This window comes from Roseateles sp. GW821-FHT09H10 (assembly GCF_059415865.1).
Genome location: NZ_JBWKOB010000003.1, coordinates 26,160 through 40,359 on the forward strand (window position 1 = coordinate 26,160; position 14,200 = coordinate 40,359).

16 protein-coding genes are annotated in these 14,200 nt (G+C 66.7%); 9 read left to right on the forward strand and 7 right to left on the reverse strand.

All coding sequences use genetic code 11. From position 1 onward, the window contains the following. From AC07OY_RS15775 to AC07OY_RS15805, 7 genes are read right to left on the reverse strand one after another with little or no spacing between them, the layout of a single operon-like run. Positions 1–738, reverse strand: a complete 738-nt coding sequence (locus tag AC07OY_RS15775; RefSeq protein WP_495043555.1) for a class I SAM-dependent methyltransferase — start codon at positions 736–738, stop codon at positions 1–3. Further along, entirely contained in the window at positions 738–1,175 is a 438-nt protein-coding gene (locus AC07OY_RS15780; RefSeq protein WP_495043556.1) for a GNAT family N-acetyltransferase, read from the reverse strand. Before AC07OY_RS15780 ends, AC07OY_RS15775 begins: the two co-directional genes overlap by 1 nt. Beyond that, the gene (locus AC07OY_RS15785; protein WP_495043557.1) at positions 1,172–2,128 is read right to left on the reverse strand and encodes a glycoside hydrolase family protein; all 957 of its coding nucleotides are present in this window, start codon (positions 2,126–2,128) and stop codon (positions 1,172–1,174) included. The genes AC07OY_RS15780 and AC07OY_RS15785 overlap by 4 nt, the downstream gene beginning before the upstream one ends. After that, entirely contained in the window at positions 2,128–3,102 is a 975-nt protein-coding gene (locus tag AC07OY_RS15790) for a glycoside hydrolase family protein (RefSeq protein ID WP_495043558.1), read from the reverse strand. The genes AC07OY_RS15785 and AC07OY_RS15790 overlap by 1 nt, the downstream gene beginning before the upstream one ends. Then, a complete protein-coding gene (locus tag AC07OY_RS15795) occupies positions 3,099–3,797 on the reverse strand; it encodes a WbqC family protein (protein ID WP_495043559.1) in 699 nt (232 codons plus the stop codon). Before AC07OY_RS15795 ends, AC07OY_RS15790 begins: the two co-directional genes overlap by 4 nt. A gap of 6 nt (positions 3,798–3,803) precedes the next feature. Beyond that, a complete protein-coding gene (locus tag AC07OY_RS15800; protein WP_495043560.1) occupies positions 3,804–4,919 on the reverse strand; it encodes a DegT/DnrJ/EryC1/StrS family aminotransferase in 1,116 nt (371 codons plus the stop codon). A 5-nt stretch (positions 4,920–4,924) separates the two neighbouring features. Further along, a complete protein-coding gene (locus tag AC07OY_RS15805; RefSeq protein WP_495043561.1) occupies positions 4,925–6,793 on the reverse strand; it encodes a hypothetical protein in 1,869 nt (622 codons plus the stop codon). 516 nt (positions 6,794–7,309) lie between these two features. Between AC07OY_RS15805 and AC07OY_RS15810 the strand changes: the two genes are divergently transcribed. The 9 genes from AC07OY_RS15810 (at position 7,310) to AC07OY_RS15850 (ending at position 14,193) form a co-directional block, all read left to right on the forward strand. Further along, positions 7,310–8,707, forward strand: a complete 1,398-nt coding sequence (locus tag AC07OY_RS15810; RefSeq protein WP_495043562.1) for a hypothetical protein — start codon at positions 7,310–7,312, stop codon at positions 8,705–8,707. 104 nt (positions 8,708–8,811) lie between these two features. After that, a complete protein-coding gene (gene gspG / locus AC07OY_RS15815; protein WP_495043563.1) occupies positions 8,812–9,264 on the forward strand; it encodes a type II secretion system major pseudopilin GspG in 453 nt (150 codons plus the stop codon). Between the two features lie 56 nt (positions 9,265–9,320). Next, positions 9,321–9,704 carry a prepilin-type N-terminal cleavage/methylation domain-containing protein gene (locus AC07OY_RS15820; RefSeq protein WP_495043564.1) on the forward strand — a complete coding sequence of 128 codons (384 nt, stop codon included), beginning with the start codon at positions 9,321–9,323 and terminating at the stop codon, positions 9,702–9,704. Next, complete coding sequence (locus AC07OY_RS15825) at positions 9,595–10,176, forward strand: type II secretion system protein (protein WP_495043565.1); 582 nt, start codon at positions 9,595–9,597, stop codon at positions 10,174–10,176. Before AC07OY_RS15820 ends, AC07OY_RS15825 begins: the two co-directional genes overlap by 110 nt. Next, complete coding sequence (locus tag AC07OY_RS15830; RefSeq protein ID WP_495043566.1) at positions 10,173–10,880, forward strand: PulJ/GspJ family protein; 708 nt, start codon at positions 10,173–10,175, stop codon at positions 10,878–10,880. The genes AC07OY_RS15825 and AC07OY_RS15830 overlap by 4 nt, the downstream gene beginning before the upstream one ends. Before the next feature lie 38 nt (positions 10,881–10,918). Further along, complete coding sequence (locus AC07OY_RS15835; protein ID WP_495043567.1) at positions 10,919–11,884, forward strand: hypothetical protein; 966 nt, start codon at positions 10,919–10,921, stop codon at positions 11,882–11,884. Further along, on the forward strand, positions 11,838–13,145 hold the full coding sequence (locus AC07OY_RS15840; protein ID WP_495043568.1) for a hypothetical protein: 1,308 nt from the start codon (positions 11,838–11,840) through the stop codon (positions 13,143–13,145). The genes AC07OY_RS15835 and AC07OY_RS15840 overlap by 47 nt, the downstream gene beginning before the upstream one ends. Beyond that, positions 13,145–13,747, forward strand: coding sequence for a GspMb/PilO family protein (locus AC07OY_RS15845; protein ID WP_495043569.1), 603 nt, complete (start codon positions 13,145–13,147; stop codon positions 13,745–13,747). The genes AC07OY_RS15840 and AC07OY_RS15845 overlap by 1 nt, the downstream gene beginning before the upstream one ends. Next, positions 13,744–14,193 carry a hypothetical protein gene (locus tag AC07OY_RS15850; protein WP_495043570.1) on the forward strand — a complete coding sequence of 150 codons (450 nt, stop codon included), beginning with the start codon at positions 13,744–13,746 and terminating at the stop codon, positions 14,191–14,193. Before AC07OY_RS15845 ends, AC07OY_RS15850 begins: the two co-directional genes overlap by 4 nt. Positions 14,194–14,200: the final 7 nt, after the last annotated feature.

Sequence of the window (14,200 nt, forward strand, 5' to 3'; positions counted from 1 at the left end):
TCAACCGGCTTCACACACCAGGTAGATGGACGAGCAGAGGTCGGGGTATTGCTGGCCGAGCTGGAAGCAGCCTTCCAGGTAGGCCGGCGTGATGATGTCGGTCTTCAGCAGGCGGTCCCACTGGAAGTTGGCCAGGGCCTTGAAGAAGATGCCCGAGCGGTGGATGACCTTGAGGCCGGCGCGGGTGGCGTCGCGCTCCAGCGTGTCCAGCGCATAGGTGATGCGGTGGCCATGCTCGGCTTCGGCCGGCGTGACGGCGGCGTTGTGGTCGATCAGGCCCATCTTGACGGCGATCTGGCGCGACGGCGCGTTGGCATTGGGGCAGGCCAGGAAGAAGCGGCCGCCCGGGGCCAGCCATTCGCGGTTGATGCGGGCCAGCACGGCGATGGGGTCGTCCAGGTGCTCCAGCACATGCGTCATGACGATGTTGTCGTAGCGGCGCGGCAGCTGGACGGTCTCGAACAGCGAGTTGAAGTACTGCACCTTGTCGCCCAGGCGCTGGCGGGCTTCTTCCATGGCCTGGTCGGACGCCTCGACGCAGCTCAGGTCGCTGAAGTGCTCGGTCAGGCGGGCGGTGAAGTCACCCTTGAAGCTGCCCAGCTCCAGCATGCTGCCCGGACGGAAGAAGGGCGCGAAGGAGCGCACCATCAGCGGGTGCATGACGTCGAAGTCGAAGCCGTAGGCGTATTTGCGCGCGTTGTCGACGTGTTCGGCGTTGTAGTCGCGGGTGTTGCTCATCAAAGCTCTCGGTGCAGAAAGAGGGTGGGGCTGGCGGCAGCCGGTGGCTCGGGGCTGAAGCCATGGCGGCGGTACAGGGCCAGCGCGGCCGTATTGTCGGCGTAGACCTCCAGGCGCAGCCGAGGCAGGCCCAGCCTGGTGGCCAGGGCCAGGGTGCGGGTCAGCAGTTCGCCGGCAATGCCCTGGCCTTGATGGCCGGGCAGCACGCTGACATTGGTGATGAAGCCGCCTAGGGCGGCGTCGTTGGCGTACAGGGCGATCAGGCCGACCAGCACATCGTCCTGCCAGGCCTCGATGCGGCGGGCGCGGGCGGCCAGTTTGTCGGCGTAGTCGACGAGATCGATGCGGCTGCTCAGCGGCGGCGTGAAGCCGGTATCGGCTGCGCGCAAATGGGTCAGCAGCTCGGCGGCACCGACGCTGTCGAGCCGGTAGTTCATGCCTCGAGCACGGCCGCGCCAAAGCCTTCGCGGCCAAAGGCATTGCCGTTGTAGAGCAGCACGATGCGGCCGTCGATTTCCGTCAGGTGGGGATAGCAGACCATGTCGCCATCCCAGGCGCCGGCATCGGCCTCGAAGCGCGGCAGGTCGTCGGCGCGCGTCCAGGTGACGAGGTCATCGGACCAGGCCTGGCCCAGGCGGTAGCCGCGCGACGGATCGGTGCGGAAACCGTGGGCCTCGCGGTAGCAGAACACCATCAGCCAGCGCTCGCCGACGCGGATGACGGCCGGCAGGGCCTGGCATTCATCGGGGCCGAGGCGGTCGGGCACCAGGGCCTGGCCTTCGTCCTTGGTCCAGTGGATGCCGTCCAGCGAGCTGGCATGGCCGATCTTGTAGATGCGATCGGGCGCGGCCTCGCCGGGGAAGTGCTTCCAGCCGGTGCCGAACATCGTCCACATGTGGAAGCGCCCGTCGAAGCGGCGCACGAAGGCATCGCCGACCAGGCAGGGCTCATGGATGCTCGGGCCGAGCACGGGGCCGGGGCCGGCGCGCTCGAAGGTCGCGCCGCCATCACGGCTGATGACCAGGCCGACGGCCGTCTCGACAGACACGGCGACGCGCCGCGCCCAGCCGGTGGTGTAGGCCCAGATCTCGTTGCCGACCGGCGTCGGGCTGAAGGGGAAGATGCCGTGCTCGTCGAAGCAGCCCAGGCCGCCCAAGCCCAGCACCGGCTCGGTGTTGACGCGCAGCACCTGCTGCAGGTCCTTGCTGAAGTCGGCAAACGCGACCTGACTCAAGAACTTGCCGTCGGCGCCCTTGGCGCGCGTCGAGAAATAGATGCGCACGAAGTCGTCGAAGACGACGGCCTGAGGGGACTGCGCAAAGCCGGCGCCGGCCCCGGGCAGCTCGTGCTCGAAGGGGTTGAAGATGCGGCCGAGCTTGCGCCAGTGCATCAGAGTTCCCCTTCCAACCTGGCGAGGCCGAAGCCCTCGCGGCCCACGCCGTTGCCGAGATAGCCCATATAGGTCACGCCATCGACCTGGAAGATGTGGGGATAGGCCAGCATCTCGCTGTCCCAGCCTTCCTCGGACAGCTCCAGGCCGGCCTTGGCGTCGTCGCGCGTCCAGTGCTTGAGGTCGGTGCTGGAGGCGTAGCCGATGCGGTAGCCCTTCTCCTTGCCACGGAAGCCAGCGCTGTGGCGGTAGCAGAAGAACATGTGGAAGCGCCCGTTGGCCTCGAAGACATCGGGGCTGGCCTGGGCCTCGTCGGGCTCGATGCGGCTCTCGATGAGGTCGCGGTCCTCGCGCTTCCAGTTCAGGCCATCGTCGGAGGTGGCCATGCGAATCTTGTAGACCGGCTCGGCGCGGCCGTCGACCATCTTCCAGCAGCGGCCGGCGATGTAGAAGAGCTGGTACTGGTTGCCGTAGCGGCGGATCTTGGGGCCGCTGATGACGAAGGGCTCGTTCAGGCTGGCGGCCAGCACGGGGCCGTCACCCTCGCGCTGAAAGGTCTTGCCGCCGTCGCGGCTGATGGCCGTGCCGATGGCGGTGTCGAAGGGCACGGACTCGCAGCGCGTCCAGCCGGCGTAATAGGCGCGCAGCACGGCGCTGTTTTTGTGGTCCTGGATCACCGAGACGGGATAGGTGCCGAATTCGTCGAAGCAGCCCAGGCCGCCCAGCGGCAGGATGGGCTCGGTGGCCATGTCCAGCACGCGCAGCGGGTCGCGGCGGTCCAGGTCCACCCAGGCCGAGTAGCTGACGAACTGGCCGCGCGCATCGGGCTCGGGCCGGCAGGAGAAGTAGACGCGGATGCGGTCTTCCAGCAGCAGGGTGTGGGGCGCCTGCGCGAAGCTGCGCAGCCAGGGTCGGCCCTCGATCTGCTGGGGCACGAAGGGGCGGCCCAGCTTGGTCCAGCGGTAGGAGGTCACAACAGGTCGAACTGGTGGCGCACGGTGTCGTCGACGACCGCGGCGGGGTTGAACATCAGCACGTCGAGGACGGACAGCCAGGGCACGAAAGGCTCGCCGAGCTGGGCGTATTCGAAGGATCTGGCCTTGTGGAACTTGAGCTCGATGCCTTCGGCGGCAAAGGCTTCGCGCTCATAGAGTTCCATGCCGCCGATGGCATTGACATAGGTCGTCGCGCCGACGGCCTTGCAGATGGCCAGCACCTTGTCCTGGGCCTTCAGGCTCTCGTCGTGCTCGACCTCGGAGGACACGATCAGCTTCGTCGTCAGGCCGAGGTGGTCACGCGTCTTGACGATGGATTGCCAGAGGTAGTCGAAGAGGTTGTTGGCCGGGTCCAGCACGACGCTCTGCAGCCAGGGGCGCAGGGCTTCGAACTGCGGTGCCTTGCGGTAGGCGCCTTCGAACTGAGCCAGCAGCTTGCGGCGGTCGAAGCTCGGTGCGAGCTCGCGCTCGCAGACCATGAGCTGGTCCGAGCCCGCGGCCAGCTGCAGCGAGAACATCGCATCGCTGCCGTTGAGCAGCATGCGGTTGCGGTTGATCCAGCCCTTCTTGGTGTACTTGATGCGGTCGTAGACGACGAAGGCATCCACCGCCCCCATCAGCTGCCAGTAGCCGATGTAGGGCAGGAAATAGGGCTGCATGATGGCCAGCCGCATCGGCGCTTACTTCCGCTGGGCGCGGATCAGGTCGACGATCTGGTCCTGCTGCTCCGGCGTCAGGCCCGGGTAGATGGGCAGGCACAGCACCTGCTCGGCGGCGCGCGAGGCGACGGGCAGGTTGGCCGGCGCCGCCGAGGGCAGGGCGCGGTACATCGGGAAGCTGCTGATCAGCGGATAGAAATAGCGGCGCGCGTAGATGTTCTTGGTGCGCATGGCCGTGTAGAGCTCGTCGCGCGTGCTGCCGTATTCCGGCTTCACCAGGATGGGGAAGTAGGAATAGTTGTGCTTGCTGCCCGGGCTGGGCGGCAGGCATTCGATGCCGGGGATGTCGGCCAGCATGGCGCGGTAGCGGACGTCGATCTCGCCGCGCTGGCGCAGCGCGTCGTCGACGTGGTTGAGCTGCAGCAGGCCCAGGGCCGCATTGAACTCGCTCATCTTGCCGTTGATGCCGGGCGCGACGACGGTGGTCTCGTCGACGAAGCCGAAGTTCTTCAGCTGGTCGATGCGCAGCTTGGTCTTGGCGTCCTTGCAGACGATGGCGCCGCCCTCGAAGGTGTTGAAGACCTTGGTGGCGTGGAAGCTCAGCACCGACAGGTCGCCGGCGTTCAGCACGCTCTGGCCGTCGGACTCGACGCCGAAGGAGTGGGCGGCGTCGTAGATGACCTTGAGGTTGTAGTTCTCGGCGATCTTCTCGATGGCCGCCACGTCGCAGGGGTGGCCGTAGCAGTGCACCGGCATGATGGCCGTCGTCTGCGGCGTGATGGCGGCCTCGATCTTGGCCGGGTCCAGGTTCAGGTTGACCGGATCGACGTCGACGAAGACGGGCTTGATGCCGTTCCACAGCAGCGAGTGGGCCGTCGCGACGAAGGAATAGGGCGTAGTGATGACTTCACCCGTGACGCGCAGCGACTGCAGCGCCGTCAGCAGGGCCAGCGTGCCGTTGGAGAACAGCGCGATCTCCGGCACGCCCAGGTATTCGCACAGCGCCCGCTCGAACTTCTGGTGCATCGGCCCGCCGTTGGTGAGGAACTTGCTGTCCCACACCTCCTTCAGATAGGGCAGGAACTCCTCCAGCGGCGGCAGATGGGGCTGGGTGACGTAAATGGGTTTCTGGCTCATGGGATTCACGCGGGAATGGGTTCGCCGACCTTCAGCAGATGCTGGGAGCTGGCCTGCAGGGCTTCGTGGTTCTTGTACATCCAGTCGAAGGCGTCGACGAATTCGGTTTCATCCTCGGGGCGCGGCGGCTGGAAGAGGGCGGCCTTGACGTCGGTCGTCTTCAGATGATCGACGATGGCCTGGCGGGCTTCGTCGTCATGGATGACCTTCATGGCGGCCTGGAAGTAGTCCTCGTCGTTGTCGGACACCAGCCAGCTCGGCAGGCCCACCATGCGCATCACGTCGCGGTCGCCGATGCTCAGCACCTCGTTGGCGTAGTAGGCGACGGTGGGCACACCGAGCAAGCAGGTGTCGACCGTGCTGTTGGTGTTGCCGAAGGGGAAGGCGGCCAGGGCCAGGTCGCAGCGCTTCAACTGATGCAGGAAGGACGCGTAGGGGCGCGACGGCTCCAGCGTGAAATTGCGGAAGCGGCGCTCGAAGACCTGCCGGATGCGGTCGTACATGACGCCGGACGCACTGGCGAAGAAGTGGAAATGGATGGGCCGCTTGGAGCCCTTTTCCAGGCGTTCGCACATGGCCAGGAACCGGGGCGACAGTTTCATCAGGGAGCTGTTGACGGCGATATGCAGGGCGTCGTCGTCGAAGGGCAGCTTTTCCATACCGAAGTCGATGGTGTCGCTGTAGGGCGCGAAACTGCCCCAGGCCTTGCGTTCCAGCACCTTGGCACCGAACTCCCAGGCGGCCTCGCCGTGGCCCTCCTGCACGAGGGTGTAGTCCATCGTGTCCATCATGGCCGGCGCCGGATGGCCGAGCGTCATGACCTGGATGGGGGCAAAGCGCAGATTGGCGACCATCTGCGTCCATTCCGACATGCCCAGGCTGGGGTAGTAAATGATGTCGGGCGCGATTTTCACGACCTGCGCGCCGATGTCCTTCATGTTGGTGCCGTGCTCCAGCACGACGACATCGTCGAACAGGTCGAAAGCCGTTTCGGAGATGAAACCCTTCACCGCCATGCAGACCACGTTGTAGCGGGACTTCAACTGGCGGATGCTGGCTGCATAGCTGCGATACATCGCATGGCCCGTGGACATCCGCTCGGCAGCCACCAGGATGGTGGGGCGGTCGACGAGGCGGCGGACGCTGCTGCGGGACTTGAGCCCGCCGGTCTTGTCGATGCGCAGCCAGACGGCGTTGAGCGACTTCTTCAGGTTGTGCTTGTGCGCATGGTCGGCATAGCTGCAATGCATCCAGGCCGAGGTCAATGCCTGGATGATGCCCTGCGTCGGCACGGCGTTCTCGACCAGGGCGGAGTTCTCGATCAGCAGGCCGCGGTTGTGCTCACCCTGGGCGTTGTGGACGAATGGGGCGGTGAACCATCCCATCATCAGCGGCAGCAGCTGTTCGGGCGGCAGCTTGAGCACCCCTGACATCAACTCCGCAGGCATGTCGTCCAGCGAATAGAACAGCGACAGCACGAAAACCTGGTTCGGCCTCAGTGTCAGGCTGCCGTTGGCATTGCGGATGCCGTGATAACGCAGCAGATGGAAAGGGCCTTCGTAGCCGCTGAGTTCAAAAATGGCTTCGAGCGCCGGCTTGCGGCCGCAGAGAAACTCGATCTGCCCCATATCAATCTGGAAATCCGGGCTGCACAGCAGCGCCGAAATCATCGCGGCAATTCGCGTGTAAGCCGCGCGGCGCTGCTCCGGCGTGCAGGTGGGCGCGAGGATCCCGAAAGGATTGCGCGTCTGGCTGATATGGCTCAGCAGGTTCAGCAGCAGCACGACGCCTTCGCGCGTCTGGCGTTGGAAAACGGCTTGTTCCAGCTTGTCGAGGGTTTCGTCGACAAGCGCGGGGTTGTCTGCAGTGGTCATATCGCGAAGATGGGCGTCAGCTGTGGCGCAGGAAGCGCGTGCTCGACGCTTCAGATGCAGGGTGGCCGACCTGGCGGGCTATGCCAGATCGTTCAAGTCAGCCTAAGATTCTAAAGGGCGGGCCAAGTTCGGCCGGCCTTGGCAAGGGCTGCCACCCTGGCGGGGCTTGAGCCAAAGGGGCAGTGGGAAAGCGCCGTCATTGACGCTTCCTACTGATGTCAACAAGCAACGCATCTCGGGCAAACCCCGATCCTCGGTCAGTGCTGGACGGGCAAACACCTGTAATCGTCTGCTATGCTGCCGGGCAACCTGCTGAGCTGGACGGTATTGAGCCATGCCAGTCAAAGTAGGGGAGGCGAAGCATGAGCGCTTTGTGTCGACGCAGTGGTCGCCGCGTTGGTGGCTGCGACGGTTCGGAAACGGACCGAGGCAATCGACCCAATGCGGTGTTCTGAGCGTTCAGCTTCGCTTGTGTTCGGTTAATTTGTTGCAACAACGATCCGGAAGGTTCATTTAATGAAGAACTTCACCTACAAGGCCCTGGCCGTCGCGACCGCTGCGGTTTGTGGTGCTGGTGCTCAGGCGGCAGGCTCGGTCTCCTCGACGGCCGGCAAGTACGCCGTCGAAGCCATCACTTCGAGCAGCGCCATCACGCTGAACCCCGTCGTCTACACGATGGGCGTGTCGCGCGTGGTTTCGCAGCCGTTCACCATCATCGTGCGTGAGCCTGCTGGCGCCACGACGACCCTGAGCTGCGGCGCTGTGCCGACGGTCTCTGGTGGCGGTGCTGCCAACATCACCGTCAAGCGCACCTCGGCTTCCGAGTGCGTTTGGGACGTGAACGTCACCACCGACATCAACGTCGGCGGCAACATCACCTTCCCGAACCTGGCCATCAACGGCCACAGCCTGGCTACGGTCGGCGCTACCGAGAAGCTGAACGTCGCTCTGTATGACACGGGCGAAACCGCTCGCGTCGACAACTCCAACGACATCACCGCCACGGTTGCCACGTCTGGCCGCGCCATCACGCTGACGGCTACGCAAGACAGCAACACCAAGGCCGACGTGAACTTCAACGGTGGCAATCAGCCCCTGTTCGGTTTCGTTGCCAACGGTGACGACACGACCACCAACGCTGCCGCCAACTTCACCATCGGTGTGAACGGCACGCTGCTGAACGCCGCCGGTTCCCCCGTTACGGCCAACAGCATCCTGACGAACGTCGTCGTGACGATCGCTGGCGACTTCTCCGGCCTGAACACGAGCTTCAGCGGCGCTGGCAACAGCTCCGTGCAAGTGAACGCCACCGGCCCGGTCACGAGCACCGCTCAGACCGTGACGTACAACGCCACCACTGGCACGGCCGTGTTCACGGTCTCGCCGGCTGCCATGACGCAAAACGGCACGACCAACGTTCTGGTCAGCCTGAACAGCTCCGTGACGCAGTCGCTGGGTACCGCCCGTACCTTCGGCGTGTCGGCTGTTGCCAACCCGTCGCTGGCTGGCGTCGGTGCTCAAGCCCTGGCTGGCAACGCCAGCTGGTGGGTCTGGGGTGCCAACGGCATCGAACTGCGCTCGGCGTTCTTCAACAACTTCGCCGACGCCAACAACTTCACCCGCTTCTTCTTCCAGAACACGGGTTCGCAGATGGCCGACTACTCGGCTACCTGCCAAGCTGAAACTGGCAAGACGGTCACCTACGGTGCCGCCAAGTCGGGCAAGCTGGCTGTTGGCACGACCGCTCTGAACGCCGCAGACATCTGCACGTTCAGCACCGGCACCCGTGGTTCGATCACCTTCACGATCAACGCCAACATCGGCGTCGTCAAGGGCGTGTTCCAGCAAGCCATCAACGGCGCTGCTGCTGGCTACATCCCCCTGGAGCGTCCGTACGGCGCCAACACGTACTAAGCAACAGCGCTTACGCGCCAAGCAAAAAGGGCACCTTCGGGTGCCCTTTTTTTGTGCCCAACTCCATCACTTACACTGCCGACCTCTTGCGAAACTGCAGCACCATGGCTCGTTCATCTTCTGTTTCTCCGCGGCGCGCGCGCGGTTTCACCTTGCTCGAAATGCTGGTGGTGCTTGCCATCATTGGCCTGATTGCGGGCCTGGTGGGGCCGAGGCTTTTCCGCAAGGTCGATCAGTCGCGCATCCAGGCGGCGACGATCCAGATCAAGCAGTTGCGTGGCGCGGTGGAAAACCTGCGCCTGGATATCGGCCGTTATCCGACGGCCCAGGAAGGGCTGGCGCTGCTCAACAAGCCGCCGGCCGACCCCGCCTTGGCTTCGCGCTGGCGCGGCCCCTATCTCGAAGAATCGGTGCCGTTGGATCCCTGGTCCAAGGCTTATCAATACGCCCTCCCTGGCCGAGACGGCCAGCCGTTTGCCCTGTACTCCCTGGGTGCCGACGGCCAACCCGGCGGCGAGGCCGATGCGCAGGATCTTGGCGTTCTGCCGGCCAACTGAGCCTTTCTTCAATACCGATGACGGCGGATTCGCAAACCCGCCCGGGCGAGGCTGAGATGAGCCGCAGCCGCGGCTTCACGCTGTTGGAGATGCTGGTCGTGCTGGCGCTGATGGCGCTGGCGACGGGCATCGTCCTGCCACGCATGGCGGGCTGGCTGGACAGCGCCCAGGAGCGTGGCTGGCGCGCCGACCTCAAGGCCTATGTCGAGGCCATGCCGGTCCGCGCCTTTCTGTCCGGCGAAGAGAAGCGGCTCGATGCCGCCGCCATCCTGGCTGCCGTGCCGGGTGGCCCGCCCGGGCTCGAGTTGCAGCTGCCCGAGCCCCTGACCTATGACCCCTCCGGCGCCGCGAGCGGTGGCCGCATGCAGTTCACGCGCGGTGGTGTGCGTGAAGTCTGGCGGGTCGAGCCTTTCAGTGGCCGTGTCATCGAGGGCTCCTGAGGTGGTGCGGGACGGGCACCGCTTGCGTCAACACGGCTGCGCCGGGCCCTCCGCGCGGGGCTTCACCCTGCTCGAAGTGATCGTCGCGCTGGTCATCCTGTCCACCGCCGGCCTGGTGCTTTTCGGCTGGATCAATCAGAACCTGGCGACGGCCACACGGCTGCGCGAGTCCCAGGCCCGTTCCCAGTTGCAGATCGAGGGGGTGTCCTGGCTGTCGACCATCAACCCCGTCGCAGAGCCCGAAGGGGAGCGGGAGATGGGGGGCTTGCGCCTGACCTGGCGCGCGACCCTGCTGGAACCCATGCGCCCCGAGTTCGACTCCGGCGGAGCCATCGTGCCGCGCTGGACGCTCGGGCTCTACCGCGTGAACGCCAGCATCACGCGCCTGGACGGCGGCATGCGGGCCGATTGGGAGCAGGTCGCCACGGGGTGGCGGTCCGCTTTCGCGGCTCCGAAGGCGGGCTCGCCATGAGGAAGCCTGCCGGATTCGGAAGGGGGCGCCGTGCACTCGGCTTCACGCTGGTCGAGATGCTGGTGACCATGGCCTTGATGGCCATGATCTCGTCGCTGCTGTGGCAGGCCCTCCAGCAGGTGCTGAGGGTGGAGCAGCTGCTGCAGCGCTCGGGCGTCGACGGGCAGCTGGATGTGGTGCGCCGCGAATGGCTGCGCGGCCTGATCCAGGCCAGCCTGGTGGAGCAGACCGGCGTGCCTCAGCAATTGCAGGGCGACGACAAGCAGCTCACCGTCGCCAGTGCCGAAGCCCTCGGCTTGCCGGGCATGCAGGCCGCCCACCTGCTGATCCGCTTCGAGTCGGATCCGGTGACGAAGCGGCAGCGGCTGATGCTGTCGGAGGCGCCGGCGACCGATGCTTTCGCCCAGGGCCTGAGAACGCCCGCGGCGCCGGTCGAAGTGCTGGCCTGGCAGGGCAAGCCCGGAGCCATCCGCTTTCTCGATGCCAGCGGTCAATGGCTGGAGCAATGGCCGCCAGCGTTCTCGGTACGAATGGCTGCTGCGAGCGGCGAGGACAATGAAATGCGGGCGGCACGAGCGGGCGTGCCGCGTCTACCCCGGGCCGTGTGGCTGGAACTGGGGAGCGACGTCGGTGGGCCGCTGGTGACGACGCTGAGCGTCACCGAGCCTGGCCGCATGCGGCGGTCGCAATGGGAGCAGCAATGAGGGCCGGGCGATCCCGTGCCCGGGGCCAGCAGGGCTATGTGCTGCTGATGGTGTTGGCGGCGCTCGCCGTGATGATCTTTGTCGCGCAGCGCTTCGCCCTGCGCAACGACGAGTTGCGCCGCAATGCGCTGGACTTCAGCCAGTACGCGCAGGCTCGCGCGGCGACGGCGGGCGCGTTGTCGGCCACGCTCTACTGGAATGCCACGCGCCCGCTGATGCCGGCGGGGCGCGGGGTGGTGGACAGCCAGGTGCGACAGGACGGGCAGCGCTACACGACGACCGACGGCGCTTTCGTGGCCGTGCAGGATTTCCGCGGCCTGTTTGCCGTCAATGGCGTGGATCGCCGGGTGCTGACCAATCTGCTGGTGCAGGACGGCGCCACGCTGCAGCGCGCCCAGGCCATGGCCGACGTGCTGGACGACTACATCGACACCGACAACCTCAAGCGGCTGAACGGCGCTGAGAGGCCGGAGTACCGGGCCCTCGGTCTGGACGGGCCCCGCAACGACTGGTTGCTCAGCGAGCGGGAGCTTGAAAAGATGCCGCTGTGGCGTGACGACCCGGCCCAGCTGGCGAAACGGATGCGCTGGTTCAGCAGCGACATCGGCCATCCCATCAATCCGGCGACCGCATCGCTGCCCGTCTTGAGGGCCTTGCTGCCCACCGCCAGCCCGGCCCAGCTGGAATTGCTGCTGACCTTGCGGCGCTCCGATCAGCTGCGGGACGTGCGCGGCATGCAGAGTCTGGTGGGCCTGACACTCGACGAGGATGCCTACCTGTTCGCCCCGGGCAACGACAGCCGCATCACGGTCTGGGCGCCGGGGCTGCCCAGGGCCCTTGAGTACAATGTCCGGTTGATACCTGCAGGGGAGCTCGGCCCGTGGGTCATCACAGAACAGCACAGCATCACGCGGCTTACCCTCACCGATGAAGCTCCCCCAGCTCTCCCATTCCCCCTTGCGTTCGGTACTCGGTCCCAGGCCGCAAGCAGTCCTGCGCCTTGAGGGCTTCGACGCGCTGCCGAGCGCGAGCTGGTGGGCCAAGACCACCGTCGTCGTCGCCCGCAGCCGCTGCCGCGTGCGCTGGTTTCGGCTGGCGGGTCTGCCACCCGAGGAGCGCCTGGCCGCCTTGCGGCTTCAGGTCGAGGCCTGGCGGCCTTTCGAGAACACCGCGGCCCGGCTCGTGCTGTCGGGTGAGGATGGCCTGGCAATCGCCTGGGACGGTGCGGCCGCCGCTCAGCGCCTGCTGGCCGATGGCCTGGCGCCGGAGCGCAGCCACTTCATTCCCGAGACGCTGCTCCAGCCCCAGGGCCAGGAAGGCCTGCGCCTGCTGAGCGGCGCGGAAGGTTTCGAGGCGCAATGCTGGCGCGACGGCTTCCTGCGTGCCAGCCGCTGGTGGGCCGACCCACTGACCGCGCAGGACTGGCAGGAGTTCGTGCACGCAAGCGGCTCGATGGCCGATGCCGGCGGGCTGCCCCCGCAGCCGCAGCAGGCGGCCCTGGCTTCCAGTGCCTGGATCAAGCACTACCCCCTGCACGCCTCCGCCGACGGGGCCGAGGGCAGCGAGCAGCGCCTCGTGTTCGCCGGCGCGCTGGCGCTTGTCCTGGCCGCAGGCGTGCTGGGGCATCAGCTCTGGGACGCGGGTCGGCAGGGCCGCTCCCTGGCTGCGCAGATTGCCGATGTGAAGACGGCGACGACACCGGTGCTCACTGCCCGTGACGCCACGATGGCGGCTGTCGATGAGGTCGAGAAGATCGCGGCCTGGTTCGCGCTGCCGCTGCCGGTGGATGTGGTCGGCCATCTGCACGACATGCTGGGCAGGTCCGGCGTGCAGATCAAGGACATGGACCTGGAGGCCAACAAGCTGCGCATCAGCCTCCAGCTGACGCCGAACGCGACGCGCGCGGGTGTCGTGAAAGACCTGCAGGCCGGAGGCTGGTTCACCGACGTGAACGAAGTGCGAGCGGACAACGCGCGCGGCCTGCTGACCATGGAGATGCGCATCGTGGGCCCGCGGCCGCCCGTTGCCGGGGCCATCGACGTGGCCGCCGCACCAGCCGTGGAAGCGACCGCGCCCGTGCGTGCCGCTGCGGTCGCTGCGCCCGCGCCTGCGCCGGTCGTGCAGGTCCCCCCGCCGCCTCAGCCCGCAGCCGTTGCAGCGCGCCAGGCGCCGCCCCCCGCGGGGCCGCCCAAGCCCATCATGGCCAAGCCGGATGCCAACGGCCTGCCGCCCGCCGACGTTTTCAATGCCATACCGAATCGCTGATGAGTCGTGATGCTGTGCTGACGCCCTGGTCGCAATTGCGCGAGCAGTGGCAGGAATCCCGCCTGGTGCGCCTCGGCGCCTGGCTGGGCGCCGCCTTGCTGAGCGTCTATCTGCTGCTGGCCGGCTTCGACGAGGTCGACGTGCTGCTGGAGCGCAACCGCGGCCTGGCGGTCGAGCTGACCCGCCTCCAGGCCCTGGCCAAGGAGAAGGACTGGCCCGAGCGCCGCCGCGAGGCCCTGGCGCTCAAGGTGGCCTATGACACCGCGGTCTGGATGGACCCCGACCTGGCGCTGACCGAGGCCGGCCTGCAGGACTGGCTGCGCAATGTGACCCAGCGCCTGGGCCTGAAGGTGCGCGAGATCACCCTCGTGCGTGCCGACCCAGCGGCCAAGCCCGCCGGCAATGTGCCCGCCGGCTATGTCGAACTGCATGCCCGCGTCAGCGTCGAGCTGCAGCGCACGCCGCTGTTCGTGCTGCTGGCCGAGATGGCCAACCAGGAGCGGCGCATCGTCGTCGAGCGGCTGTCCCTGCGCAGCCAGAGCCAGCCGGCGGTGGCCGACATGGACCTGCGCATCCTCGCCAGGCCCGGAGGCAAGCCATGAAGGCCCTGCCCTGGATCCTGGTGGCCGTGGCCTTTGGCCTGGGCTGGCTGATCGCGCCGGCACCGGATGCCGACGCGCCACTCGTGCAGGCCCGCAAGGAAGGCTGGAAGCTGCCGGACCTGCCGCAGCGGCCCGACCACGCCAGCCGTGCCATGACCCTGGCCGGCTCGCCCATCTTCGAACCGGAGGCCGCCGTGCTGGCCGCCGCGGCCGCCAATGCTGCAGCCAAGGCAGAGGACAAGCGCTGGCGTGTCGCCGGGGTGTTCGGGCGTGGCCAGGAGCGCAAGGTGTTGATCAGTTTTGTCGCCGCCGACAAGGCGCCGCTGCGCCTGGCCGTGGGCGACAAGGTTCCCAGCGGCGAGCGCATCGCCCTGATCCGCGACGGCGAGGTGCTGATCCGCGTCGGCAACAAGCAGGTTCCGTTGGGAGCTGATTACCGTGAGTGAAAAAAGA

What these genes read in the sequence shown, in the direction of transcription:
- AC07OY_RS15775 (WP_495043555.1), bottom strand. Translation starts at nt 738, where the DNA reads ATGAGCAACACCCGCGACTACAACGCCGAACACGTCGACAACGCGCGC.
- AC07OY_RS15780 (WP_495043556.1), bottom strand. Translation starts at nt 1,175, where the DNA reads ATGAACTACCGGCTCGACAGCGTCGGTGCCGCCGAGCTGCTGACCCAT.
- AC07OY_RS15785 (WP_495043557.1), bottom strand. Translation starts at nt 2,128, where the DNA reads ATGCACTGGCGCAAGCTCGGCCGCATCTTCAACCCCTTCGAGCACGAG.
- AC07OY_RS15795 (WP_495043559.1), bottom strand. Translation starts at nt 3,797, where the DNA reads ATGCGGCTGGCCATCATGCAGCCCTATTTCCTGCCCTACATCGGCTAC.
- AC07OY_RS15800 (WP_495043560.1), bottom strand. Translation starts at nt 4,919, where the DNA reads ATGAGCCAGAAACCCATTTACGTCACCCAGCCCCATCTGCCGCCGCTG.
- AC07OY_RS15805 (WP_495043561.1), bottom strand. Translation starts at nt 6,793, where the DNA reads ATGACCACTGCAGACAACCCCGCGCTTGTCGACGAAACCCTCGACAAG.
- AC07OY_RS15810 (WP_495043562.1), top strand. Translation starts at nt 7,310, where the DNA reads ATGAAGAACTTCACCTACAAGGCCCTGGCCGTCGCGACCGCTGCGGTT.
- gspG (WP_495043563.1), top strand. Translation starts at nt 8,812, where the DNA reads ATGGCTCGTTCATCTTCTGTTTCTCCGCGGCGCGCGCGCGGTTTCACC.
- AC07OY_RS15820 (WP_495043564.1), top strand. Translation starts at nt 9,321, where the DNA reads ATGAGCCGCAGCCGCGGCTTCACGCTGTTGGAGATGCTGGTCGTGCTG.
- AC07OY_RS15825 (WP_495043565.1), top strand. Translation starts at nt 9,595, where the DNA reads ATGACCCCTCCGGCGCCGCGAGCGGTGGCCGCATGCAGTTCACGCGCG.
- AC07OY_RS15830 (WP_495043566.1), top strand. Translation starts at nt 10,173, where the DNA reads ATGAGGAAGCCTGCCGGATTCGGAAGGGGGCGCCGTGCACTCGGCTTC.
- AC07OY_RS15845 (WP_495043569.1), top strand. Translation starts at nt 13,145, where the DNA reads ATGAGTCGTGATGCTGTGCTGACGCCCTGGTCGCAATTGCGCGAGCAG.
- AC07OY_RS15850 (WP_495043570.1), top strand. Translation starts at nt 13,744, where the DNA reads ATGAAGGCCCTGCCCTGGATCCTGGTGGCCGTGGCCTTTGGCCTGGGC.